The sequence below is a fragment of the Vibrio sp. CCUG 15886 genome (genome assembly GCF_028570825.1).
Classification (GTDB): Bacteria; Pseudomonadota; Gammaproteobacteria; order Enterobacterales; family Vibrionaceae; genus Vibrio; species Vibrio vulnificus_B.
The window spans coordinates 68,975-94,476 of record NZ_JAQQBT010000006.1 but is presented as its reverse complement, the minus strand read 5'-3'; the positions used below and the strand labels follow the sequence as shown (position 1 = coordinate 94,476).

The 25,502-nt window shown below is 47.2% G+C and carries 21 protein-coding genes; 15 read left to right on the top strand and 6 right to left on the bottom strand.

Annotated features, from left to right (window positions below):
• Positions 1 to 115: 115 nt before the first annotated feature.
• Positions 116 to 1,396, top strand: coding sequence for a dicarboxylate/amino acid:cation symporter (locus tag PQQ36_RS13440; protein WP_258427631.1), 1,281 nt, complete (start codon positions 116 to 118; stop codon positions 1,394 to 1,396).
• Between the two features lie 103 nt (positions 1,397 to 1,499).
• On the opposite strand, the gene PQQ36_RS13435 is transcribed toward PQQ36_RS13440, so the two are convergent.
• The gene (locus tag PQQ36_RS13435; protein ID WP_273661668.1) at positions 1,500 to 2,786 is read right to left on the bottom strand and encodes a hypothetical protein; all 1,287 of its coding nucleotides are present in this window, start codon (positions 2,784 to 2,786) and stop codon (positions 1,500 to 1,502) included.
• A gap of 140 nt (positions 2,787 to 2,926) precedes the next feature.
• On the opposite strand from PQQ36_RS13435, the gene PQQ36_RS13430 reads away from it, so the two are divergent.
• The 5 genes from PQQ36_RS13430 to dnaJ all read left to right on the top strand — a co-directional run bounded on the left by PQQ36_RS13430 (position 2,927) and on the right by dnaJ (position 9,276).
• Positions 2,927 to 4,105 (top strand): TonB-dependent receptor, encoded by a 1,179-nt coding sequence (locus tag PQQ36_RS13430; RefSeq protein ID WP_309302339.1) that lies wholly within the window; start codon positions 2,927 to 2,929, stop codon positions 4,103 to 4,105.
• Positions 4,089 to 4,988 (top strand): metal ABC transporter solute-binding protein, Zn/Mn family, encoded by a 900-nt coding sequence (locus PQQ36_RS13425; protein ID WP_258427628.1) that lies wholly within the window; start codon positions 4,089 to 4,091, stop codon positions 4,986 to 4,988. The genes PQQ36_RS13430 and PQQ36_RS13425 overlap by 17 nt, the downstream gene beginning before the upstream one ends.
• Positions 4,985 to 5,770 (top strand): zinc ABC transporter permease, encoded by a 786-nt coding sequence (locus PQQ36_RS13420; protein WP_258427627.1) that lies wholly within the window; start codon positions 4,985 to 4,987, stop codon positions 5,768 to 5,770. Before PQQ36_RS13425 ends, PQQ36_RS13420 begins: the two co-directional genes overlap by 4 nt.
• 240 nt (positions 5,771 to 6,010) lie before the next feature.
• Positions 6,011 to 7,921, top strand: coding sequence for a molecular chaperone DnaK (dnaK, locus tag PQQ36_RS13415; RefSeq protein WP_011078453.1), 1,911 nt, complete (start codon positions 6,011 to 6,013; stop codon positions 7,919 to 7,921).
• A 209-nt stretch (positions 7,922 to 8,130) separates the two neighbouring features.
• Positions 8,131 to 9,276, top strand: a complete 1,146-nt coding sequence (gene dnaJ, locus PQQ36_RS13410; protein WP_013572321.1) for a molecular chaperone DnaJ — start codon at positions 8,131 to 8,133, stop codon at positions 9,274 to 9,276.
• 60 nt (positions 9,277 to 9,336) lie between these two features.
• Here the strand turns inward: dnaJ and PQQ36_RS13405 are convergent, their stop codons facing one another.
• Complete coding sequence (locus tag PQQ36_RS13405; RefSeq protein ID WP_013572320.1) at positions 9,337 to 9,771, bottom strand: type IV pilin protein; 435 nt, start codon at positions 9,769 to 9,771, stop codon at positions 9,337 to 9,339.
• A 102-nt stretch (positions 9,772 to 9,873) separates the two neighbouring features.
• Here PQQ36_RS13405 and PQQ36_RS13400 point away from each other — a divergent pair, with 102 nt between their 5' ends.
• The 5 genes from PQQ36_RS13400 (at position 9,874) to PQQ36_RS13380 (ending at position 14,569) form a co-directional block, all read left to right on the top strand.
• Positions 9,874 to 10,386: a GspH/FimT family pseudopilin gene (locus PQQ36_RS13400; protein ID WP_011078450.1), complete on the top strand. Its 513-nt coding sequence runs from the start codon at positions 9,874 to 9,876 to the stop codon at positions 10,384 to 10,386.
• The gene (locus PQQ36_RS13395) at positions 10,367 to 11,035 is read left to right on the top strand and encodes a PilW family protein (RefSeq protein ID WP_108677666.1); all 669 of its coding nucleotides are present in this window, start codon (positions 10,367 to 10,369) and stop codon (positions 11,033 to 11,035) included. Before PQQ36_RS13400 ends, PQQ36_RS13395 begins: the two co-directional genes overlap by 20 nt.
• Complete coding sequence (locus tag PQQ36_RS13390; RefSeq protein ID WP_130268114.1) at positions 11,032 to 12,324, top strand: hypothetical protein; 1,293 nt, start codon at positions 11,032 to 11,034, stop codon at positions 12,322 to 12,324. The genes PQQ36_RS13395 and PQQ36_RS13390 overlap by 4 nt, the downstream gene beginning before the upstream one ends.
• On the top strand, positions 12,314 to 12,730 hold the full coding sequence (locus PQQ36_RS13385; protein ID WP_011078447.1) for a type IV pilus modification PilV family protein: 417 nt from the start codon (positions 12,314 to 12,316) through the stop codon (positions 12,728 to 12,730). The genes PQQ36_RS13390 and PQQ36_RS13385 overlap by 11 nt, the downstream gene beginning before the upstream one ends.
• A gap of 279 nt (positions 12,731 to 13,009) precedes the next feature.
• The gene (locus PQQ36_RS13380; protein ID WP_011078446.1) at positions 13,010 to 14,569 is read left to right on the top strand and encodes an AbgT family transporter; all 1,560 of its coding nucleotides are present in this window, start codon (positions 13,010 to 13,012) and stop codon (positions 14,567 to 14,569) included.
• A 45-nt stretch (positions 14,570 to 14,614) separates the two neighbouring features.
• Here the strand turns inward: PQQ36_RS13380 and fghA are convergent, their stop codons facing one another.
• A complete protein-coding gene (gene fghA, locus PQQ36_RS13375; RefSeq protein ID WP_065090690.1) occupies positions 14,615 to 15,460 on the bottom strand; it encodes an S-formylglutathione hydrolase in 846 nt (281 codons plus the stop codon).
• Positions 15,461 to 15,509: 49 nt separating this feature from the next.
• Positions 15,510 to 16,640, bottom strand: coding sequence for an S-(hydroxymethyl)glutathione dehydrogenase/class III alcohol dehydrogenase (locus PQQ36_RS13370; protein WP_011078444.1), 1,131 nt, complete (start codon positions 16,638 to 16,640; stop codon positions 15,510 to 15,512).
• 152 nt (positions 16,641 to 16,792) lie between these two features.
• On the opposite strand from PQQ36_RS13370, the gene PQQ36_RS13365 reads away from it, so the two are divergent.
• A complete protein-coding gene (locus PQQ36_RS13365; RefSeq protein ID WP_258427625.1) occupies positions 16,793 to 17,677 on the top strand; it encodes a LysR substrate-binding domain-containing protein in 885 nt (294 codons plus the stop codon).
• Between the two features lie 36 nt (positions 17,678 to 17,713).
• Entirely contained in the window at positions 17,714 to 18,259 is a 546-nt protein-coding gene (gene tadA / locus PQQ36_RS13360) for a tRNA adenosine(34) deaminase TadA (RefSeq protein WP_039552974.1), read from the top strand.
• A 446-nt stretch (positions 18,260 to 18,705) separates the two neighbouring features.
• On the opposite strand, the gene mltF is transcribed toward tadA, so the two are convergent.
• On the bottom strand, positions 18,706 to 20,295 hold the full coding sequence (mltF, locus tag PQQ36_RS13355; protein WP_011078441.1) for a membrane-bound lytic murein transglycosylase MltF: 1,590 nt from the start codon (positions 20,293 to 20,295) through the stop codon (positions 18,706 to 18,708).
• 297 nt (positions 20,296 to 20,592) lie between these two features.
• On the opposite strand from mltF, the gene purL reads away from it, so the two are divergent.
• The gene (purL, locus tag PQQ36_RS13350) at positions 20,593 to 24,486 is read left to right on the top strand and encodes a phosphoribosylformylglycinamidine synthase (protein WP_258427623.1); all 3,894 of its coding nucleotides are present in this window, start codon (positions 20,593 to 20,595) and stop codon (positions 24,484 to 24,486) included.
• A gap of 159 nt (positions 24,487 to 24,645) precedes the next feature.
• Positions 24,646 to 24,951 (top strand): DUF3622 domain-containing protein, encoded by a 306-nt coding sequence (locus PQQ36_RS13345; protein ID WP_258427621.1) that lies wholly within the window; start codon positions 24,646 to 24,648, stop codon positions 24,949 to 24,951.
• Positions 24,952 to 25,028: 77 nt separating this feature from the next.
• Here PQQ36_RS13345 and PQQ36_RS13340 read toward each other — a convergent pair whose 3' ends face one another.
• Positions 25,029 to 25,493 (bottom strand): DNA-directed RNA polymerase subunit beta, encoded by a 465-nt coding sequence (locus PQQ36_RS13340; protein WP_258427619.1) that lies wholly within the window; start codon positions 25,491 to 25,493, stop codon positions 25,029 to 25,031.
• Positions 25,494 to 25,502: the final 9 nt, after the last annotated feature.

Here is a 25,502-nt window from a genome sequence, read left to right as displayed (position 1 = left end):
AAACAAACGCTTCATTTTGTAACTCAAGTGTGTATTATGTGCGAACTCCGTCTGAAATATAGGCGGTTTTAACTACAAAACCATAAATTACAAACACAACATTCTGGAGTGAAGGATGGATAAATCACTTTCAAGTAAGATTTTTGTAGGCTTGTTTGCTGGTCTACTTATCGGTACTGCTATTCAGTATCTCTTTAGTGGCGTTGCTATCTTTGATACTTATTTGCTGGGTGCCGCAGAGGGCGCTGGTGGTATGTTTGTATCGCTAATTAAGCTGCTGGTTGTGCCACTTGTTTATGTTTCGATTGTGTGTGGCATTGTTGACCTAAAAGACATTACTGCGTTTGGTCGCCTTGGTGGTAAAACTTTTGCGCTTTACATTATCAATACCATTATTGCGATTGCGGCAGCGCTGACGGTTGGTCTTATCTTCCAACCAGGGGCGGATGCACATCTTGCGGGTACCATTTCAGAAACGGTAAAACTGACCACAACGGAAACACCGGATATCTTTTCGTTGGTAGTGAACATTGTGCCAAGCAACCCAGTGCAAGCTTTCGCCAATGGTGACATGCTGCAAATCATCTTTATGGCGATTTTGACCGGTTTGGCAATCCAAGCGCTGGATTCTCGTGGTGGTCCTGCTATCCGTACTTTCAAAATGGCCAATGAGATCATGATGAAACTGGTTGGCCTTGTGATGAGCCTTGCGCCTTACGGTGTGTTTGCTCTGATGATTCAACTTGGAGCGACTTTGGATGCCAACACGCTGATGTCGGTTGCAGGCTATGTCGCGTTGGTTGTGGCCATGCTGGTGTTTTGGATCTTCTTCTTCTACCCAATGGTGGTGGGCATTACTACTGGGATTACACCCAAGGCATTTTTGCGTGCGACTCGTGAGCAGATCTTGTTCTCGTTATCGACCGCGAGTTCGAATGCAACCATCCCTGTGACCATGAGAACCCTGACTGAGAAGCTTAATGTATCTAAGTCTGTGGCTGGTTTTGGTGTGCCACTGGGCGCGACCATGAACATGTCAGGCGTGTCTATTTACATTGCGTTGGCGACCATGTTTGTGGCAAACGCATTTGGCCAGCCAATTAACACGGCAGACATCTTTACACTGGGCTTGACGATTCTTCTGCTTTCGATTGGTGCCGGTGGTGTACCTGGCGGTGGCGTAGTGATGGTGGGTGTACTGCTTCATCAACTTGGTTTGCCACCTGAAGGCCTTGCTATTATTGCCGCGGTAGACCGTATCAACGATATGTTCTGTACTTCGTCTAACGTGGTAGGCGATACCGCGGTGAATACCATCGTTGCGAAATCTGAAGGGGAAATTGGTGTGGCAGCGAACGAAGCGCAAACAGCGGCTTCAACCACAGCGAATGCGTAAGCACACTTTTTCTGCCAAACAAAAGCGAAGCCAAGTGGCTTCGCTTTTTTGTACTTTGAAATGATGCCCCTCTTTGCTCATTGAGTACATCAAGCGTCAAGCATCAATGCTGGTGTTCTTGTTCAACGGTCCCTACCCAAGTGAGTAAGTGAGGAACAAAATCAAGCGGATGTTGACGGACCTCTTCTTTGACAAGGTCGATTTCCAGCAGTTGGTTATTGGCAGGATCGCTCACAATAAGGTGACCTGTACGTTTGTCTTCTGTGAACTGAATTTTTTGTCCTTCCGCCAACGCTGGTGGCATTTCCCATAAATTGATGTTGTGGCTTTGAATGAAATTCGCCGCGGCATTAAACACTTTCAATGTGCCGTTGGAACTCACCACAACCAAGGCGTCGTTAGCAGCATAATGAGCTAAAACCCCTTCCTCCGGAGAGGACTTCCAATTGACCTCTTTCAGTTCTCCTTGGGCGAGATAAAAGGCTTGAGCCTGACGAGTGAGAAACAACAGTTTATCCGCAGCATCAAAACCCACCACAGTGCCAAATCGAGATCCCGTGTCTAAACCTGCCGGATTGGCGAGTTTAGTGAATTGTGGGGTGGCATTGGGTGTATCAACAACAATCACACCATCACTACACGCAAAAGCCACTTGTGTTTTGGATTGTGCACTGCCGTGAAGAGCGGGGCACGCATCGGTTGAGGTGCTCAATTCGTGAAAATGGTCACCGTGTTGTTCAAGAGCCACGACTTTGTTTGGCAAAGCGGGATTGGCCGCATTGTCGACAATGCCGGTAAACGCATGTTCCCCAAACAGTTGCGCGGTGCCGTGCACGGCATACCCAAAGGTGTAATGAGCTAGGGCAGTGCCATTGGCGATGCTGGCATCATTTAATACTCGAAACTCTGCGTTTTCTCCGCTGTTGCTGTCGCCATCAAAAAAGAGCGCCGCAGTGTCGTCACTAAGATCGTAATGCGTTGGTTTGATGCCCTGATACTGGGTAGTGAGTAATTGTGGACGCTCTACGTGTAAATGGAAATGATCGCCATGTGCTTCTGCTTCAATACCAGAATCGAGAACTTCCACGAGGTTTTGATTGCGTTGCAAGGCCAACGCGTAACGCCCATCAGGGCTGGTTTTCAGGCCTGATGGCGTATTTTGTAAATTAAACTGTTCCAAGGGTGCCCAATTTTTGCCTTCAAGAACGTAGAGGTTCGTGCTGCCTTGCTCTGTGACGACCAAACGGCTCATGGCGGATGGCGAATGTTCTGAATCTTGATGATTGTGATGGTCTGCTTTGTTCTCGCCTTCACTACAGCCACTGAGTGTCAGCATGACAGCCAGAGAGAGTGCGGTGTATTTGCCTTTGGTGGTCAACAGGGGTTGCATTTAAAGATGTCCTTTCATTTGAGCGATGGAATAAACCTACGAGATTAATTGAGGTAGGTCCGATTGATTTTTGAAATGTTATAACATAACATTTGTTTCATTCAATAGTTTTGAGACGTATTATCATTAATTAATCGGAGATGGATGTCGTGAGAGTCCCAGCAGTAAAGAAGAGTAGGTTGTTTTTGTGTGGTGCCATGCTCATCAGTAGTTCAGCGGTAAACGCAAATATTGATATTGGCGTCGTTCTGGATGGCAGTTATCAAAATGAATCTCGCCATTGGGGAAGCCGTGACAAGGGATTTTCGCTTGGTCATTCTGAGCTTGTACTAAGCAGTAACATTGATCATCACTTCAAAGGCCAGCTCGTTACGGTACTGGCGAGCCATGGGGGAGAAACTGAGCTTGAACTCGAAGAGGCTTGGATAGAAACGCTCAGTTTACCGCTGGGATTCAAACTGAAAGCGGGGAGATTGCTCTCTCACATTGGCTATCTAAACAATAAACACATGCATGAAGATGCGTTTATCGAGCGCCCGGCTGTTTATCGCGCATTTCTTGGTGGTCACTATTTTGATGATGGCGTTCAAATGAGTTGGTTGGCACCGAGCGATTTTTATCTGCAGACGAGTATCGAAGCGTTTAGCGGAAAGCCTTTGGATGCAGAGTATAGCGATCCGGTGAATGTTGGTGTGTATACCGCGAACGTGCAAATTGGCGCAGACTTAGGTGTGGAGCACAGTTGGCGCTGGGGAGTGAGTGCACTTTACAATGCCAATGGTCGTCAGTTTATTCATTCCGAGTCATCGGGTCACAGTGCGCATGACCATCATCATGATCACGCTGGCCATTCGCATGGGCCCGCGATAACCGGGCGTAATTTATACGGTACGGATTTCACTTGGAAATGGGCACCGGAAGGTAACTATCGTCAAACCAATGTGAGAGCCAGCAGTGAATTTTGGTATTTAGACAATCGATTTGATCCGCCAATGGCGAGTGTGCCTGGAGCGGAACAAGCTGCACAAGGTTGGTATGCGGAGCTGGCTTATCAATTCCATCCGAGTTGGACCATGAGTACACGTTATGGGGAAGTGAAAACTGTGGAAGGAGAAGTGCATGCTCATGGTGATCACTTGCATGGCGAGTTTTCTCGTGGCGATCTGAAAGAGTGGGATGTCGCGCTGGATTGGCATGCTTCCCATTTTGGTCGCATTCGTGGTCAGGTGACCTATGAAGAAAACGTTGATGGTGATGAGACCTTATTTAGCGTGCAATACGTGATGTCATTTGGAGCGCACCATGCTCATGCGTTTTAGTGTTTGTTTGTCGCTGTTACTTTTGAGCATGCCGAGCATCGCAGGGCTGAATGTCTTTGTCTGCCAGCCGGATTGGGCTGATTTGGTCCGCCAGCACGCGCCTGATGCACGGATTTACTCCGCAACCACGGCGATGCAAGATCCGCATTATGTTCAAGCTAGGCCATCACTGATTGCACAAATGCGCCGTGCAGATCTGGTGGTCTGTTCTGGTGCTGAGCTAGAGATCGGTTGGCTACCTGAACTGCAAAGACAAAGCCGCAACCCGAAAGTACAAAACGGGCAAACGGGGTTGTTTTGGGTCAGTGACTATGTGCAAATGTTGGATAAACATGAGCAGCTTGATCGTGCTATGGGCGATGTGCACGCACACGGTAATCCTCACGTCCAATTTGCACTGGCCGATATGCCAGCGGTGTCTCGTGCGTTAGCGGATAGGCTTGCGCTTATCGATCCAGACAATCAGTCCCTATATAAAGGGATGGGGGTAAAGTTTCGTCATGCGTGGCAAAAACGTTTGTCCTTTTGGCGTGAGCAAGCAAGATCATTACAAGGTATGCAAGTGGTGGGTTACCACCAGACCTATCGCTACCTTTATGCTTGGTTGGGAATAGAACAAGTGGCGGATCTTGAACCAAAGCCCGGATTGCCACCGACGATGGCGCATCTGCAAAAGTTGAATCAGCTCGATTTGAGTCAGGTGAGTGGTATCGTCTACTCCAGCCATCAACCTGTGGATGCGGCCAACTGGCTGGCCCAGCGAAGCCAGTTGCCGATTGTGCAGTTGGCTCAAAGTGTTGGAGGAAGAGAGCAGGCCAGTGATCTGATCGCGCTGATTGATGACAGTATTGCGCAACTGCTTCAGTTGAGAAGTGCGCCATGAGTGTGCACATCTGGCTAATGACACCAGTGGCCATTGGGTTACTGGCTTTGGTGAGTAACATCATTTTAGGAAGGCAAGTGTTACGCCGTGGGGTGGTCTTTATTGATTTGGCCATGGCACAAATCTCGGCACTGGCGATGATCATCGTAGAGCTCTATGCGGGGTTTGAAGCCAGTTTGCTGAGTAAAGTACTGGCTTCGTATTTATTGACTTTACCAGTGGCTGGGTTACTCAGCTATTTAGAGTATCGAGCGACGCCGCATTTGGAAGCCATGATTGGACTGCTGTATGTCATTGCTGCGTGCGTTTCCATCAATGTTGTGAGCGTTCAGGCACATGGTAAAGAGTTGATTGATTCGCTGCTGGGTGGCCGCTTGCTATGGACAGACATCGCTGATGTTGGGTTGGTTTTGATGGTGACGCTCAGTTTGCTTTGGGTGCAATGGCAGCGTCCTCATTGGTTGGAGGGGGCAAAATTCTATCTGCTGTTTGCTTTGGCGGTTCCGCCTTTGGTGATCAACCTAGGGGTTTATCTTGAATTTGCAGCACTCATTTTGCCCGCTCTGTTTGCCTTGCTCTTTCGAACTTCGCTCTATTGGTGGGCGGCGATAAGCCTTGGTATTGTTGGTGGGAGCGCGGGCTTTTTGATGTCATTGTGGGGAGATTATCCGGTCGGGCCCAGTATTGTGCTGACCATGGCAGGTGTCGGCGCCGTTGGCGTGACGGTTAAGCGAGCGAGTTTATATTTTCAACGCGCAGATTCTCGTCCTCTCTCGTCTTAAATTATCCTTTCAATTGTGCGGAGCGGATATTGACTCCGCCATCTGATGACTCGAATCCAATAAAAAAATATCACTTTTTTTCTTGTTGCCCCTTGAAAAGGTTTTTGACGCCCCTATTTATGAGGCATAAGTGAAACACACAACTTATTTTGGTTTTGTGAGTAAGGGTTGAATCCCCATTGTCGATCCCCATATAGGGGATAAAGCAAAAGAAAATAGAATTTATTTGGAGATAGCCAGATGGGTAAAATCATTGGTATTGACTTAGGTACTACTAACTCTTGTGTTGCTGTACTAGACGGCGACAAACCACGTGTAATCGAAAATGCGGAGGGTGAGCGCACAACTCCTTCAGTTATCGCTTATACCGATGGTGAGACTCTTGTTGGTCAACCTGCAAAACGTCAAGCGGTAACAAACCCAGAAAACACGCTATTTGCAATCAAGCGTTTGATTGGTCGTCGTTTTGAAGATGAAGAAGTTCAGCGCGACATCGAAATCATGCCATACAAAATTGTGAAGGCAGATAACGGTGATGCTTGGGTTGAAGCGAAAGGCCAAAAAATGGCAGCTCCTCAGGTTTCTGCTGAAGTTCTTAAGAAAATGAAGAAAACAGCAGAAGACTTCCTAGGTGAAGAAGTAACAGGTGCAGTAATTACCGTTCCTGCATACTTTAACGATGCTCAGCGCCAAGCAACAAAGGATGCTGGTCGTATCGCGGGTCTAGAAGTTAAGCGTATTATCAACGAACCAACTGCGGCAGCGCTAGCATACGGCCTAGACAAGCAAGGTGGTGATCGCACTATCGCAGTATACGACCTCGGTGGTGGTACATTCGATATCTCTATCATCGAAATCGATGAAGTTGAAGGCGAGAAAACCTTTGAAGTACTAGCAACCAATGGTGATACTCACCTTGGTGGTGAAGACTTTGACAACCGTCTAATCAACTACCTAGTAGCAGAATTCAAGAAAGATCAAGGTATCGATCTGAAGAACGATCCACTAGCAATGCAGCGCGTTAAAGAAGCGGCAGAAAAAGCGAAGATCGAACTGTCTTCTACTAACCAGACTGACGTAAACCTGCCATACATCACGGCAGATGCAACGGGTCCTAAGCACATGAACATCAAAGTGACACGTGCGAAGCTAGAATCACTGGTTGAAGACCTAGTTCAACGTTCACTAGAGCCGCTAAAAGTTGCGCTTGCGGATGCAGATCTTTCTGTAGGTGACATCACTGACGTTATCCTAGTGGGTGGTCAGACTCGTATGCCTATGGTTCAAGCGAAAGTAACAGAGTTCTTTGGTAAAGAACCACGTCGTGATGTAAACCCAGACGAAGCAGTAGCGGTAGGCGCGGCTGTTCAAGGTGGTGTACTAGCAGGTGATGTTAAAGACGTTCTTCTACTAGACGTAACACCGCTGTCTCTAGGTATCGAGACTATGGGTGGTGTAATGACGAAGTTGGTTGAGAAGAACACTACTATCCCAACCAAAGCGAACCAAGTGTTCTCGACAGCAGAAGATAACCAGAGTGCGGTAACGATTCACGTGCTACAAGGTGAGCGTAAACAAGCGATGTACAACAAGTCGCTAGGTCAGTTCAACCTTGAAGGTATCAACCCTGCACCACGTGGTATGCCACAGATCGAAGTGACTTTCGACCTTGATGCGGATGGTATCCTACACGTATCTGCGAAAGATAAGCAGACTGGTAAAGAGCAGAAGATCACTATCCAAGCTTCTGGCGGTTTAAGCGACGCTGAGATTGAGAAAATGGTACAAGAAGCAGAAGCAAACAAAGAAGCGGACAAAAAGTTCGAAGAGTTAGCAACTGCACGTAACCAAGCTGACCAAATCATCCACGGTACACGCAAGCAAGTAGAAGAAGCGGGCGAAGCGCTACCAGCAGATGAGAAGGCGAAGATCGAAACAGCAATCAGCGAACTTGAAGAAGCTCGTAAAGGCGAAGACAAAGAAGCGATCGAAGCGAAAATCCAAGCGCTAATGGCTGCAGCTCAGAAGCTAATGGAAATCGCTCAGCAACAAGCTCAAGCACAACAAGGTTCAGCGGAAGCTGGTGCTCAGTCTCAAGAAGACGATGTTGTTGATGCAGAGTTTGAAGAAGTGAAAGACGACAAGAAATAATCTTGTTTAACCAGATGGCAATACGCCATCTGGTGTTGAACTTCCTGTTTGCGGGCGTTTGGGGTAACTCTTACGCCCGTAAGTTTGTAAATACCTGTGTACTTATAGATAAAGGACTTCATTGTTTTCAAACGTCGAACCTTTATCTATATCGATACAAACACCAAGCGGAATCAACCGTTTGCAGTAATTAATTGGTGACGAATAACATGTCAAAACGTGATTTTTACGAAGTATTAGGCGTTAGTCGCGATGCCTCAGAGCGAGACATCAAAAAGGCGTATAAGCGCTTGGCGATGAAATTTCACCCAGATCGCAATCAGGGTGACGAGTCTGCTGCGGATAAGTTTAAAGAAGTAAAAGAAGCGTACGAAATTCTGACCGATCCACAGAAAAAAGCGGCTTACGATCAATATGGCCATGCTGCATTTGAACAAGGCGGTGGCGGCTTCGGCGGTGGTTTTGGTGGCGGTGGTGCTGACTTTGGTGACATCTTCGGCGACGTTTTTGGCGATATTTTTGGTGGTGGTCGCCGTGGTGGTGGTCATGCTCGTCCACAGCGTGGCGCGGATCTGCGCTACAACATGGAACTGTCGCTAGAAGAGGCCGTTCGTGGTGTTTCGAAGGAAATTGAAGTTCCGACATTGGTTCATTGTGATACTTGTGAAGGCTCGGGCGCGAAGAAAGGCACTTCTGCCGAAACTTGTGGCACCTGTCATGGCCATGGTCAGGTTCAGATGCGCCAAGGTTTCTTCGCTGTGCAGCAAACCTGTCCAACTTGTCACGGCAAAGGCAAGATCATCAAAGACCCATGTAATGTGTGTCATGGTCAAGGCCGCAAGCAGAAAACCAAAACGCTCAATGTTAAGATTCCAGCAGGGGTTGACACAGGCGATCGCATTCGTCTCTCTGGTGAAGGGGAAGCGGGCGAGCGCGGCGCTCCAGCGGGTGATTTGTATGTACAAGTGCACGTAAGAGAGCACCACATCTTTGAACGTGAAGGCAATAACCTTTACTGTGAAGTGCCAGTAAGTTTTGCTATGGCGGCACTGGGTGGCGAAGTGGAAGTACCAACACTCGATGGCCGTGTGAATTTGAAAGTACCATCAGAGACCCAAACGGGCCGCATGTTCCGTATGCGTGGCAAAGGCGTAAAAGGCGTTCGCGGCGGCGCAATCGGTGATTTGATTGTGAAACTTGTGGTCGAGACGCCAGTGAACTTGAGTTCACGTCAAAAAGAGTTGCTGAAAGAGTTTGAAGAGTCTTGCTGTGGTGAAGCGGCCACCAAGCACAAACCAAAATCAGAAGGCTTCTTTAATGGTGTTAAGAAGTTCTTTGACGATTTGACCAGCTAGTCATGTGATAAGAGTTCAGTACGACAAAGCCCGTTTGGTGATGCCAAACGGGCTTTTTTGTTACCAACAAGCCGTTGGTTTTGCTTGGTTGGTTGAATCGAGCGTCATTTTTTTTATCGTTTCATTGGCTAGGCAAGGATCGTTGCTTTGACCTTTATCGGTTTTCGCTGTCGCTGTAATGGTATATGAAATGGTTGCAGAACTGGCAACAGAAAATGTATATCTTTCCGAGAGAGAGTCACATATCAGGCAAGTGCTGCCGGATAGAATTTGCGTCCATTGATAACCACTATTGTAGCTACGTTCCAGCTCCAACTGAATTTTTGCCATATCTGCTTTGGCTACTGTTCTATGCGACTCGATCACATAATTTTTGTAGCTCGGGTAGCTGATGCTTGCCAAGATCCCCACGATGACTACGGCGATTAATAATTCGATCAATGTCATACCAGATGAGTGTTTATTGTAGTGTTTGCAGGGAAAATTTCGAATCATCACGAACACTTCCTCGTTGATTTTCCTCCTATTTTTCTATGGTGCTAGCATTGGTGCAAGTTGAATTGTTGCTTAGCAATAGATTACATAGGAATTTGGGAAATGACTCGCGGCTTCACACTTTTGGAGCTCTTAATTACAGTGGCTGTACTGGCTGTAATTTTAGCTTGGGCAGTACCTAGTTTTACTGGTGTTACGAATACAACCAAAATGCAGAGACTAGGAAATGAATTGCATGGCTTTGTTATCCAAGCAAAATCGGAGGCTGTATTACGTCGACAAAATCTTTGGGCACATATTTCCATCGCAGCTAATGGGGATAGTTTAGGGACTTGGAAAATTGAACTTACTGACAATGCAACTCCAGGAATTGGTACTGTCTTGCTTAATCTTTCGGGTGCTCCTTACAAAGGAGTATTAGTTAAATCGCAGTTCCCGTCTGATCAGATCAGTTTTGATGGTGTTTATGGCCGTCCTAGTCAGGGCAACATCCGTTTTTACCCTACAGGTGAATCTACGAAAGCAATTAAGTTAATTGCGCATAATCGTTCTGCCCGTTTCCGCCTATGTAGTGATAACCAGAGTGATGAATACTATGGCTACCCTCGTTGCTAAACAAATTTCTTTTCAACGTAAGAGGCAGTTAGGTGCCTCGTTGGTCGAATTTATGATATCCGCAACTATTGGCTTGTTTGCATTAGGTGTTGTTGGTTCGATTTTTATTCAAGGACAAAATGCGTCAGCGAAGCGCAGCAAAGATTTGATGTTATTGCAAAACACAAGGAGTGTTACGCAGATGATGCATTCAGACATGTTGAGAGCTGGCTATGATGGAAGTAATGGTCAAACGGTCAGACTATCAGGGGCAACCACGGTGATCTATTCACACAATAGTGCAGATGAGGGGTTAATTGCTTACGCTTATTTTACCAAAATGTCTGGAGCAACGCCGCTATATAAGAATGTAGTTTATGAACAAAGAGATAATGATAGTCACATTCTTAGAATATGTGAAAAGGAGTTAGATTATTTGATTACGACAGCTCAAGCGAGCAATTTTGTCGGTTCATTTGTAAATTCCTGTAATTCTTTATTTGTGGCTAGCCAGATCCAGGTAGAGGCATTCAATGTAGTGCAGAAAAATATAGCGGGTGGTGGTGCGACGTCAGCTTATTTTGATATTGAATTGATTACGCGCTTGACCGACCTCCCATCCAGTAAAGAAAACGTTTCATTCTCAGTAACGCAGAGGAATTGGCAATGATAAATCGTGAACAAGGTGCGACGACCTTGCTTGTTACGAGTGTATTGCTGATCGCTGCACTCATGGCGACTTTAGGTAGTTATAAAACATTGCTTTATCAAATCAAACGAGCGCAAAATGAGGTATTGTCACGGCAAAGTTACTGGAAAGCGGAGGGGGGATTGGAGTGCGCGTTTGCGCTTGTCAGACAGCAAGGTGATATTCTTGCTGCAACTACTCTTTTTCCTTCTACGTGTAAAAACCCATTAGGACTGTCTAATCTTGCTATCGATAGCAACAATAAAATTACGAGCAAAGTAGCCTCTAGCGGACATGCGACGATAAGCAAAACTCTTAAACTGAGTCGTGGTGCATCTAGCGGTGCTCTGAAAAGTAGCTCCGATCTCTATATCAACGGTAGTGCTACTTTTTCTACACCTGATCCTGGTGATTTTGATGATGGATGGGAATGTACAGCAATCCGTTACAAAAGTGCATTTCACTCTAGATCAGGCGCCACTAACCAAGGCGTGATACATGGCAGTGTTCCATATCAAGGCTTCAATCATAAATCTAAAGATTGTAAAGCTTCGCACAAGACCAATATCTCCGCAGATACTGGATATGGTGATGATTTTATTCAGGATGGCGCTCTGGAGCCTTTCTATGATCTTTTCAGAGTGCAGAGATCCAATTGGAGTAGCGTAAAAACTAATCTCAACTTTGCCACTGTAAATTTTGACAACGTGTTGGATAAGATAGTTACGGATTGTGGAAAAAAAGTGGCTGATCAGATAAACGCAGGTAAGCGAAGAATATGGGTAACGGGTTCGTGTGAATTTACGTCTTCCACAAAAATTAATGGTAATTATCCAACCGATTCAAACGGTAACCCGATTAAAGGTGGGATCGATCATATTTCCGAGGCTTTTGTTAGTTCGGGAGGGGATCCTGTTTTATTACTAGTGCACAACGGCATTTTTGCTGCACATGGCGCGATGACGTTTCCTGGAATGCTGTATCAACTTCATACAACAGCACCAACTAACTTAGATACTCTTTGGGATAACTTTGAAGCAAAAGATCATTTTGCAGAGGTTGTTCACTTTACAGGGTTGAGTAAAAACCGAATTGTTTATTTTCAAAGAGGGGCATTTACTTTCTCTGGGGGGCAAGTTTTAGATAGTCCAAGCTATGCAGCTTACTTCGCAAACTCACTGAACTTTGCTTTCAATAGAGACAATATAGAAGAGGTGGTTGATCCCGTTATTTTTTACGCATGGGAAAAGGGGAGCTGGAATGATTTGTAAGCAAAGTGGTTTCAGTTTGATAGAAGTGCTGATCTCTTTTCTACTTATTGGTATCGGAGCCTTGGGGTTGATAAAACTTCAAGTGTACATGGAGCGTAAAGCCGATTTTGCTGAGAGGAGCATTGAGGCGCTCAACTTAGCAGAACAAAAACTCGAATGGTTTCGGACACGTGGTATTTCTGATGCTATGTCATCTATTTCTGGGGCTGACTTTTCGACAGATTTCTCTGCGGGAAGTTCTGCTGTTGCTAGTGGTTACAACGTGTATTGGAATGTTCCTAGCAGTAGTGTTTCCGGTGCCTTAAAAACAATAGAGATAAAAACTACGTGGACGGATCGGCTAGGTGATTCGCACTCTATTGAGCTTAAAACAATGATTTCCAAATACAGCGAATTTGATATGTGATGAGTTGATATTGAGTGGTTAAATGGTGACAGGTGCTTCAGTTGTTATCGTGATGTATTTCAATATGGTGTCGTTTTTGTTTCAAAAAAGGGTTTTTGATTGTGTTTAATTTGTTGCGCATTGATTGTGTTTTTGCAAAATATGTCTCCAAATATGGAAAAACTTTCGGAACCTTGTGCTTTTCTTAAACGGATTTAATAGAATCAAACGTTGAAAAATAGGCTGAAACAATAATTTTAAGAAGCCATTGGCACCAACATCATTGATTATGGAGTTACCATGAGTAACCAAGCTGTAAATCAAGCGCCATCGCCGAAGCCGAGCGGTATGGATCGTTTTTTGAACTTCATCGAAAGGGTAGGGAACAAGATCCCAGATCCTGCGATTTTGTTCTTCTGGGCACTAGTGATTACTTGGGCTGCGTCTGCACTTTTGTCAAACGTTTCGTTTGATCTTATCAATCCTCGAACTGGCGACGCTCTTGCAATCAAAAACCTTCTAACCGGTGAATCATTAGCCAGTTTTCTTGCAAACATGGTGACCACGTTTACTGGTTTTGCACCTCTAGGAATCGTGTTAGTGGCGATGCTTGGTGTCGGTGTTGCGGACTCTTCAGGCTTTATTACCACAGGCCTTAAGAAGATGCTGAATTTCACGCCAGCTAAGCTTCTGACTCCTATGCTGATTTTGGTGGCGATCGTATCGCACACCGCAGCGGATGCAGGCTACGTGCTGGTTATTCCGCTAGGTGGTATCATTTTCCATGCGGCAGGTCGTCACCCTCTTGCGGGTATCGCGGCTGCGTTTGCGGGTGTATCGGGTGGTTTCTCGGCCAACTTTATCCCTTCAGGTATCGACCCTCTATTGGCTGGCTTTACACAAACGGCAGCTCAGGTTCTTGATCCTGCATACGTGGTTAACCCACTGGCGAACATTTTCTTCACTGGTCTTTCTTCAGTGATCATCATTGCGATTGGCTGGTATGTGACAGAGAAAATCATCGAGCCTCGTCTAGCGAGCACGCCGATTGATGACGATGCGGAAAAAGCACCGGATCTTGGTTCATTCACCGAGTTAGAATCGAAAGCGTTCCGTTACGCTGGTTGGGCAATGATGGCAGGTATTGCACTGCTTATCGCGGCTATCTGGCCTGAGAACTCAGCGCTGCGTTCACCAAATGGTGAAATTACGGCGTTCTCTGCTCCGATCATGAAGTCAATTGTTCCATTGATCTTCATCCTGTTTATCATCCCTGGTTATGTCTACGGTCGTGTGTCTGGCACGTTCAAATCCAGTAACGACATTATCAAAGCGATGGCAACAACAATGTCGACGATGGGCGCATACATTGTGATGTCGTTCTTCTGTGCACAGTTCTTGTCGGCATTTGCTCAGTCAAACATCGGTACCATGTTGGCGCTTTACGGCGCTGAAGGTCTGAAAGCGATGAACCTGCCGGGTGAAGCGACCATCGTTGGTATGATTCTGCTGACTGCGTCAGTGAACCTACTTATCGGTTCTGCATCGGCTAAGTGGGCATTGATTGGTCCTATCCTAGTTCCAATGCTAATGGCTGTGGGTATTTCTCCTGAGCTTTCTCAAGCGGCTTACCGTGTGGGTGACTCTGTATCCAACATCATTTCACCTTTGATGGTGTTCTTCCCACTCGTTGTTGTTTACTGTCAACGTTACGTGAAATCAACCGGTATCGGTACGCTTGCATCACTGATGATGCCGTTCTCTATCGCGATGCTGATTGGTTGGACGATCTTCCTGCTTGCTTACTGGGCAGTGGGTATTCCGTTGGGTGTTCAAGCGCCATACACCTACACAATGTAATACCATTGGATAAGAAAAAAGCCTGCTTCAGCAGGCTTTTTTTCATTATGTACTAAGGTGTTGCCAGTGAAAGGCGAGATGATCCGCAATAAAGCTTTGGATGAAGAAATAGCTGTGATCGTACCCCGGCTGCAGGCGAATTTGAGTATGTGCAGGAGCGTTTTGTAACGCTTGTTGCAGCGTCTCAATTTGCAGTTGTTCTTCTAAGAAGGGGTCGGCAGCGCCTTGATCGACCAGTAACGGACGTGTAAGGCGATGCTCTTTGAGCAGTTCAACGGCATCGTATTGTGCCCATTGACCAGTCTCTTCCCCTAAATAATGGCGAAAGGCTTTTTGCCCCCAAGGTACCTTGGTGGGGTGGCAAATCGGACTGAATGCGGAAATAGAACAATATCGCTCTGGATTACGAATCCCAATTGTCAGAGCACCGTGTCCCCCCATGCTGTGTCCTGCAATGGCCCTTTTTTCCGTGACAGGAAAATTAGCTTCAATTAACTGAGGCAGCTCACTCACGATGTAGTCGTACATCTGATAATGCTTTTTCCACGGCGTTTGAGTGGCATTAAGGTAAAATCCAGCGCCAAGACCAAGGTCATAGTGCCCATCGGGATCGTCGGCGACCCCTTCACCTCTGGGGCTGGTATCGGGGGCAACAATAGCCATACCTAGCTCTGCCGCCTTTTCAAATGCCGCCGCTTTTTGCATAAAGTTTTCGTCGCTACAGGTGAGGCCGGATAACCAATACAGGACGGGTACTTTGTGATGGTTGGTGGCTTGGGGAGGCAAAAAAATCGCAAATCGCATCTCGCAATTCAGCGTGCTTGAGTGATGTTGGTACTGCTTGTGCCAACCTTGGAAAACTTTTGATTGGCTAAGGTGGGTCAAAACCATGCTTGCTCCTTTGGCGAGCCGAAGCTCGCCAATGTTAATAGGGGAGGGGTTATTCGAAGTGAACCACTGAGCGAATGCTCTCTCCTGAGTGCATCAGTTCAAAGGCGTCGTTGATCCCTTCCAGTGGCATTGTATGCGTGATGAATTCTTGTAAACCAAATTCACCAGCAAGGTATTGCTCAACAATCGCAGGCAGTTGAGAGCGACCTTTCACGCCGCCAAAAGCGCTACCACGCCAAACTCGACCTGTGACCAGTTGGAAAGGGCGTGTTGAGATTTCTTGCCCTGCTCCTGCGACCCCGATGATGACAGATTCCCCCCAGCCCTTATGGCAGCATTCGAGCGCTTGGCGCATGACGTTGACATTACCGATGCATTCGAAAGAAAAATCCACGCCGCCGTCAGTCATCTCGATGATTACCTCTTGGATCGGTTGAGCATGTTCTTTAGGGTTAATGCAATCTGTTGCACCCAGCTGCTTGGCTAATTCAAATTTTCTATCGTTGATATCAACAGCAATAATGCGACTCGCACCAGCCATACGCGCACCAATAATCGCTGACAAGCCAATTCCACCTAAACCGAAGATCGCAACCGTATCCCCTTGCTTCACTTTCGCTGTATTGATTACCGCGCCCATCCCAGTCGTGACACCACAGCCAAGTAAGCAGATCTCTTCCAGCGGCGCTTCTTTATTTACTTTTGCTAGTGAGATTTCAGGTAACACGGTGTACTCCGAAAAGGTTGAGCAGCCCATATAGTGGAAGATAGGCTTGCCATCTTTATAAAAGCGCGTCGTGCCATCAGGCATTAAGCCTTTACCTTGTGTTTCTCGCACTGCTTGGCACAAGTTGGTTTTACCAGACAGACAGAACTTACATTGACCACACTCTGCGGTGTAAAGGGGAATGACGTGATCACCGACTGAGACGCTGGTTACCCCTTCGCCAACCATTTCAACAATACCGCCACCTTCATGACCTAAAATCGCTGGAAAAACCCCTTCTGGATCATCGCCTGATAGCGTAAAAGCATCCGTGTGACAAACCCCAGTCGCGACGATGCGAACAAGGACTTCGCCTTTTCTGGGCAGCATGACATCGACTTCTTCGATGCTCAGTGGTTGTTTTGGCCCCCAAGCTACAGCGGCGCGAGATTTGATGAATTTATCTTGAGTCATGGAGAGGCTCCTTTAAGCGTCTAACTAAGCGGTGGTGCATAGGCACACCGAACCAAGAATTTCAGTATAGTCATTCCAAATTGTTTTATAATCCTGTCAAATTGAGAATGACTTTTACACATGAGTAATAATGAATGTGAAGGAGAAGTGTGATGGCCAATATTCATTGGGAAGGTGTGAACGAGTTTGTTGCGGTGGCCGAAAGCAGCAGCTTCACTCAGGCCGCCACGCGCTTAGCAACATCGGTCGCAAATGTGAGCCGCCGAGTCGGACAACTGGAAGAGCGGTTAGGTGTAAAACTGTTACTGCGCTCAACAAGAAAAGTGTCACTCACTGAGGCTGGGCAGATCTACGTTCAGCATTGTCGCAGCATACTGGAAGGGCTGCATCAAGCGGAGCTAGCCGTGACACAAATGCAGCAGACTCCACTAGGGAAACTAAGAATTACCGCCCCAGTCACTTACGGTGAGCAAAAGATTGCGTCGTTGCTGAATGACTTTCTGATTCGCTACCCTAAAATCGATTTAGAGTTAGTGCTCACCAACCAAAAGCTCGACTTGATTGAGCAGGGTGTGGATATCGCGGTTCGGCTGGGTCAGCTTGAGGATTCTAGTTCCATGGCGCGTCGACTAAGTGATCGTCATCTGCATGTTTGTGCGACGCCGGAATATTTTGAACAGCATGGCATGCCTCACACGTTATCGGATTTGTCGTCACACAACTGCCTGATCGGTACCCATGATCATTGGCGTTTCAAAGAGAATCATCAAGGTCGTTCCATTAAAGTGAATGGGCGTATTCGTTGCTCTAGTGGTGTTGTGCTATTGGATGCCGCTCTGAAAGGGATTGGTTTGGTTCAGTTGCCGGATTACTACGTTGATGAGCACTTGCGCGCAGGGCGACTTATCGAAGTGCTGACACATTTTCGTGATGATCGTGAAGGAGTTTGGGCGCTGTATCCACACAATCGACATTTATCGCCGAAAGTTCGTTTGCTGGTGGATCATCTGGCACAACATTTATCTGCAGCCGCATAACCGCTATAATCCCCAACCCAGACGATAGAGGTAAACATGGCAGAGACACATCAACCCTTTTCACTTCAAGATGAAGTTTTTATGCGCAGAGCGATTGAGCTTGCCGCGATTGCTGAAAGTGAAGGGGAAGTGCCTGTTGGCGCGGTACTGGTCAAAGATGGCGAAGTGATTGCTGAAGGGTGGAATCAATCGATTGGTCAACATGATGCAACGGCCCATGCAGAAATACAGACCTTACGCCAGGCTGGGCAGAGTCTGGGTAACTATCGTCTGCTTGACACCACATTGTACGTCACCTTAGAGCCTTGCCCAATGTGTGCAGGCGCACTACTGCATAGCCGTGTAAAACGCATTGTCTTTGGTGCTCCTGACTTGAAAGCAGGGGCGGCTGGGACGGTACTCGATCTGTTTTCTAGTCAAGCGGCGTACCACTACGCAACCATCGAAAAAGGATTGTTAGAGTCGGAATGTCGTGACCAGTTACAGGCCTTTTTTAAGCGCCGTCGAAAAGAGATCAAGGCGTTGAAGAAGGAGCAGCAGACTCAAAGTGATCATGAAGATGTGGACGAGAAAGAAAAGTAGAGAGTAGTAGCAAACATCTGCGTTTTATGGTGCAGATGTTTACTCATCAATTAAGCGTGGTTCACAAGGTGCACAAAAATGCGATTGCGAGCGCTAATTTTTCTTTTTGTATTCGCTAACTTACGTTTACGTCGGTTAGCCGCTACAGTTTTGTTCAGGCGTTTGGATTGGACGCGACGTCTTAACACAACGACCTCCTACTGACGATAAATAATCCCCTTAACGACGACGATAACGTCTCCGCATTCTTTAGAGCCTTGGCTTTAAGAGAAGTTTTTGGGGTGGTTAAATATGAACTCTTTCAGTACAAGCTTGACGCTTGGAAAGTGACGCTAAGATTTAGATCGACCGAAGTGGTCTGCTTAGCTTAATTCAGAAGAGCGATTTTAGATAAAGTTGTCGATAAAAAGCAATCGACTTTTACAAAAATCGCTCCACTTCTGCTCTTAAGGTTGGACTTCTGTGGTGAGTGTCGCTTGGCTCACGCCGACATCTGGAGACAGAGCTTCGTTTTCTGCTGCGTCAATGTCGCTAGCTGCCACTAGCTCACTGTTTTCGAGTGGCGGGATCACTTGAATTTCGCCCTCTTGATCGCTCGCAATCAGAGAGTTTTGTCCCACATGACCAATGATGCTTTGGTAGTAGCGGCGGATATTCTCAACGTAATTTTTCGCCTCGTCTCCACGGGCATAACCGTAGCGAGTTTGGCTGAAATACTTCTTCTGTCTTAATAGCGGCAGTCTCTCTTTCACATCTCCCCAAGAATCTGGATCGCCACCTTGTCGTTTGGTTAAACGGCGTGCATCCATCATATGGCCAAAGCCAACGTTGTAGGACGCTAAAGCAAACCAGATTTTCTCATGTTGAGGGATCGATTCAGGTACACGAGCGACAATACGACGCAGATATTCAACGCCACCACGAATAGACTGCTCTGGGTCTAAGCGGTTTTTTACGCCAACACTTTGCGCAGTTGGCAACGTCAGCATCATCATACCGCGCACACCGGTCGGCGATTTCGCGAGGGGATTCCAATGTGATTCTTGGTATGCCAGCGCGGCAATTAAGCGCCAGTCAAATTCTGCGGAATATTGCTCAAATAAAGGGGCCCATTTGGGTAATTTATTGTCCAACGCACGAATAAAAGCGCGCGTATCAACATAATCGAAGCTGCCAATGTGGCCAATGTATTTTTCTTCTAAACGTGCAAGTTCGCCAGATTGGCTAATGTTGCCAAAAAACTCAATCATCAGCGCATACAAAGATTCATCCGGTGAACGGCGAACAAACCAAGAAACGGGTTGATCTTCGGTGACTTCAAATGCAGTGGCTAAATCGGGGTAGAGACGTTGAGCCAGTGATAATTCGATAGAATCGCTGATGGCAAACCTCAGCTCTCCTGTTGAGACGCGGCGAAGCAAATCGTAATTGTCGGCATCAGAGACGGTGGTAAATTGAAGCTCTGGGTAATCGCTCTGTAGCGATTTTAACAACGTCACATTTTGTGATTGTTTCACCACTTGCAGAGTGTTGGCAGCCGCGTTGTTACTCGCTTCGGCTTCATCTTCTGAAGCGGTTTTGGCGTTTTGGTATTCGACTAACTGTTTTAAGTTACGTGGGCGTAGGGCACCATTTTTGTACACCACGACTTGACTGACGTAATAATAACTTGGGCCGGGGCGAAATTGTTTAATCGCTCTTGGGGTCTGGTTGAGACCGGTGGCGATCAGGTCGATGTCTCCGCGTTTGAGCATGGGGAACAACTCGGCTTGGCGAAAAGCCACTTTCACTTCAAGTTTGACGCCAAGTTCATCTGCAAACTGGCGAGCGAGTTCGTAATCTAAACCAGTTTGGCCATCAGGACCGATGTAATAAGAGAGTTGATTATTGAGAGTGCCGACACGGAGTACACCTCTCTGTTTGATCTGATCAAGCTCGCTAGTGGGCTTTGATTCAATCTGACACGCTGATAAAAACAGCGTTGTCGCGATAATAAACAGAAAGTTACGTAGTTGGTGAAGATTAAATATTGGCATCAAGTCTGCTCTCAAAAATCGATTCGTCTCTTTATATCAAAGCGGGCAAGGTAGGCAAAGAAAAAGCGATAGGCAAAATTGTACACCTTTTCTTAGCGACGACATTTTGGTTGTATTTCAAATTTGACAAAAAAAGTGACGCAAACGGTTGCTTTTGGTGTTACATCACAAAAACAATTGCTATATAATGCGCCCGCAACAGAGAGGTGCAATCGGCATAAGTTCGAAGTAAAACAGTATAACCCACTGAATTTATTCCAATATCACCTTAATCAATTGCATAAGAGACCTAAGCACATGAGAATTTTGCGTGGCTCCCCAGCTCTTTCTGAGTTTCGAGTTAATAAACTACTGGAACTTTGTCGTGAACAAGATCTGCCTGTAACGGGCATTTACGCCGAGTTTATGCACTTTGCGGATTTGACCTCTGAGTTAGACGCAGAAGCGCTAGAAAAGTTAGAGAAACTTCTTACTTACGGCCCAACTATCGAAGAGCACGAGCCTCAAGGTCTCTTATTGCTGGTCACTCCTCGTCCTGGCACCATCTCTCCTTGGTCATCAAAAGCGACAGACATTGCACAAAACTGTGGCCTTAACGCAGTGAAGCGTTTAGAGCGCGGCACGGCGTACTATGTTGAGTCGTCTTCAGAGCTTTCTAGCGTACAAATCGACATCGTAAAAAGCATTATTCATGACCGTATGATGGAAGCGGTATTTGGTGATTTAGAAGCGGCAGCGGCATTGTTCAGCGTTGCGCAGCCTGCACCAATGACTCAGGTGGATATCCTTTCTGGAGGTCGTCTTGCGCTTGAAGAAGCAAACGTTTCACTTGGCCTAGCATTGGCAGAAGATGAAATTGATTACTTGGTGGAGAACTTTACTAAGCTTGGCCGTAATCCAAATGACATCGAACTTATGATGTTTGCTCAGGCCAACTCTGAGCACTGTCGTCACAAGATCTTTAACGCCGATTGGACGATCGACGGTGTGGAACAGCCAAAATCGCTGTTTAAGATGATCAAAAATACCTTTGAAACAACGCCAGATCACGTGCTGTCTGCTTACAAAGATAACGCAGCGGTAATGACGGGTTCAAAAGTGGGTCGTTTCTTCCCCGATCCAGAAACGCGTCAATACAACTACCATCACGAAGATGCACACATCTTGATGAAGGTAGAGACGCACAACCACCCAACCGCAATCTCACCATGGCCAGGTGCTTCCACCGGTTCTGGTGGTGAAATTCGTGACGAAGGCGCAACCGGCATTGGCGGTAAGCCAAAAGCGGGTCTGGTTGGTTTTACCACCTCGAACTTGCGTATTCCTGGCTTTGAACAGCCATGGGAAACCGATTTTGGTAAGCCAGGTCGTATCGTCAACGCCCTTGACATCATGCTAGAAGGCCCGCTTGGCGGCGCGGCATTCAACAACGAATTTGGTCGTCCAAACCTCCTTGGTTACTTCCGTACTTACGAAGAGAAAGTGACGTCACACGCAGGTGAAGAAGTGCGTGGCTACCACAAGCCAATCATGATTGCTGGTGGTATGGGTAACATTCGTGACGAGCACGTACAGAAGAAAGAGATCCCTGTCGGTGCGAGCTTAATCGTGCTGGGTGGCCCAGCGATGAACATTGGTCTGGGTGGTGGTGCCGCTTCGTCTATGGCATCAGGTCAGTCGGCAGAAGATCTGGATTTCGCTTCGGTACAGCGTGAAAACCCAGAGATGGAACGCCGTTGTCAGGAAGTGATTGATCGCTGTTGGCAGCTTGGCGACAACAACCCAATCGCGTTTATTCACGACGTTGGCGCAGGTGGTATTTCAAATGCGTTACCCGAATTGGTCAATGATGGTGAGCGTGGTGGTAAGTTCCAACTGCGTGATGTACCAAACGATGAACCGGGAATGAGCCCATTGGAAATCTGGTGTAACGAATCTCAAGAGCGTTATGTGCTCGCGGTCGCACCAGAAAACATGGCGGCATTTGATGCAATCTGTAAACGTGAGCGTGCGCCATATGCCGTGGTCGGTGTGGCAACGGAAGAGCGTCACCTAACGCTGGAAGATGCGCACTTCGACAATACACCGATTGATATGCCAATGGATATTCTGCTTGGCAAGCCACCAAAGATGCATCGTGAAGCAACCACACTCAAAGTAGACAGCCCAGCGATGACGCGTGATGGCATCGAACTTAACGAAGCGGTGGATCGTGTACTTCGTCTTCCAACCGTGGCTGAAAAAACTTTCTTGATCACCATTGGTGACCGTACCGTCACAGGCTTAGTGGCGCGCGACCAAATGGTCGGTCCGTGGCAGGTGCCAGTTGCAAACTGTGCGGTAACCGCTGCCAGCTACGATACGTATCACGGTGAAGCCATGTCTATGGGTGAACGTACGCCTGTTGCGCTGCTTGACTTTGGCGCGTCAGCTCGTCTAGCCGTTGGTGAGTCTCTGACTAACATCGCAGCGACTGACATCGGCGATATCAAGCGCATTAAGCTGTCGGCAAACTGGATGTCACCAGCAGGTCACCCAGGTGAAGACGCGGGTCTTTACGAAGCGGTGAAAGCGGTGGGTGAAGAACTGTGCCCTGCATTAGGTCTTACTATCCCTGTTGGTAAAGACTCAATGTCAATGAAGACCAAGTGGAATGAGAACGGTGAAGAGAAAGAAGTGACTTCTCCACTGTCTCTGATCATCACCGCGTTTGCTCGTGTTGAAGATGTACGTAAAACCATTACTCCTCAGTTGCGTACCGACAAAGGCGAGACTTCACTGGTTCTTGTTGACCTTGGCAACGGTAAGAACCGCTTAGGTGCTACGGCGCTGGCTCAGGTTTACAAGCAATTGGGTGATAAGCCGGCTGACGTCGACAACGCAGAACAATTGAAAGGCTTCTTCGATGCGATGCAAGCTCTGGTTCGCCAAGACAAATTGCTTGCGTACCACGATAAAGGGGATGGTGGCCTATTGGTGACACTTGCAGAGATGGCATTTGCTGGTCACTGTGGTGTCAACGCGAATATCGCTGCGCTGGGTGATGATGTTCTGGCGGCGTTATTTAACGAAGAGCTCGGTGCGGTTGTTCAAGTTAAGAACGACGAATTGGATTCCGTGCTGTCGACGTTGGCGGCCAATGGTCTAGAAGCGTGTTCACACGTGATTGGTGCGGTTGACGCTTCAGACAACTTTGTGATTCGCTCTGGTGATGCTTTGATACTGGAACGTTCACGCACTGATTTGCGTGTTATCTGGGCGGAAACGACGCATAAGATGCAGGCACTGCGTGATAACCCAGCGTGTGCAGACCAAGAGTTTGAAGCGAAGAAAGACAATTCAGACCCAGGTCTGAATGTATCTCTAAGCTTTGATGTGAATGAAGATATCGCAGCTCCTTATATCGCGAAAGGCGCGAAACCTAAGATGGCGATCCTGCGTGAGCAGGGGGTTAACTCTCACGTTGAAATGGCAGCAGCGTTTGACCGTGCTGGCTTTGAAGCGACTGACATCCACATGAGTGACATTCTGACGGGTCAAGCAGTGCTGGATGAGTACCATGGTCTAGTGGCTTGTGGTGGTTTCTCGTACGGTGATGTATTAGGTGCGGGTGAAGGTTGGGCGAAATCTGTGCTCTTTAATGCGCAAGCACGTGAGCAGTTCCAAGCCTTCTTTAATCGTGAAAACACCTTCTCACTGGGTGTATGTAACGGCTGTCAGATGCTTTCAAACTTGAAAGAATTGATCCCAGGTGCCGACTTGTGGCCACGTTTCGTTCGCAACGAATCAGAGCGTTTTGAAGCACGCTTTAGCCTAGTCGAAGTACAGAAATCGGATTCCGTCTTCTTTGATGGCATGGCAGGCTCTCGTATGCCTATCGCTGTTTCGCACGGCGAAGGTCGTGTGGAAGTACGCGATGCTCAACATCTCGCTGCGATTGAAGCATCGGGCACCGTTGCGGTCCGCTTTGTTGATAACCTAGGAAATCCAACACAACAATACCCGAACAACCCGAACGGTTCACCAAATGCGATTACCGGTTTGACGACAAAAGATGGTCGCGTAACCATCATGATGCCGCACCCAGAGCGTGTATTCCGCACCGTAGCAAACTCATGGGCACCAGAAGGTTGGGGTGAAAATGGCGCGTGGATGCGTATGTTCCAAAACGCACGCAAAAATCTAGGCTAATCCGATTGAAATAATGTGATACTGAATAAACCGCTAGAGAGTTTCTCTGGCGGTTTTTTTATCAGTGAGCCAATAGCCAATCGCAAATAATTGTGGTCTAATACGCCGCTTGCCAAGGGATGGCTTGAATCCCTTTACAATCCCTTAGGAACATCTGACATGTCTAAAAACCAAAAATTTGCCATCCGCGTAACTGAGAAACGTGAAGGTTGGGCGGCTGAGATTACTCGTCAAGTAACCTCTCGTAAAACTGTTGTTTCAAAGCGTCAAATGGGTTTTGACTCTGAAGCGACTGCTCAAGCGTGGGCAGAAGCTGAACTCGCTGGTTTTGTTAAAAACCAAGCCGAGCGCAACGAGCGTAAAGCTCAGCAACGCAAAGAGCGCGATGCTGAAGCGTTGAGCGCAAAACTACGTAAAGCAGAACAACGTCGCGTTCGCGATGTTGAAGAAGATGACGAAGAGTAATCGTCTGCTGGATACTGTTTGAAAAAGCCCCGATGCTCACACATCGGGGCTTTTTGCATTTATGCGTTTTATCTAGGTTAGTTGAAGCAATCTGAGGAGAGTGAAACATGGAAGTCTCCCGCCGCAGGGGCGGCAAACTGCTTGCTACTAGGGATTAATCCCGGCGTATTGCTGTTGACTTGATTGCGGTAATATTCTTGTTCGCTTTTGCGTTTTGGTAAGTCGAAGTGTTGCAAACCATCAGAAAGATCTTTGGCTTCGCCATAGTCAAAGTGGGGCTCTTGACCTGATTGAGAGACCAGCATGTCGCAGTTGATGCGATTCGCTCCACGATCTAAGGTCCATTCGATGTTTTCTTTCCCTGCGTCCAGATCAAGCGATGTCGATAGCTTTTCCGTTTGTGTCATCCTGTCCTGACTCGGATCCTGATTGGCTTCAAAATGCTGTTGCAGGTAGTGGGCGAGATCCGGTGTTTGGGTATGTTGTGCCATGCTTGGCAGTGACAACAAAGCGACAAAAGAAAGAATGAAACGAAACATCATAGTGACTCG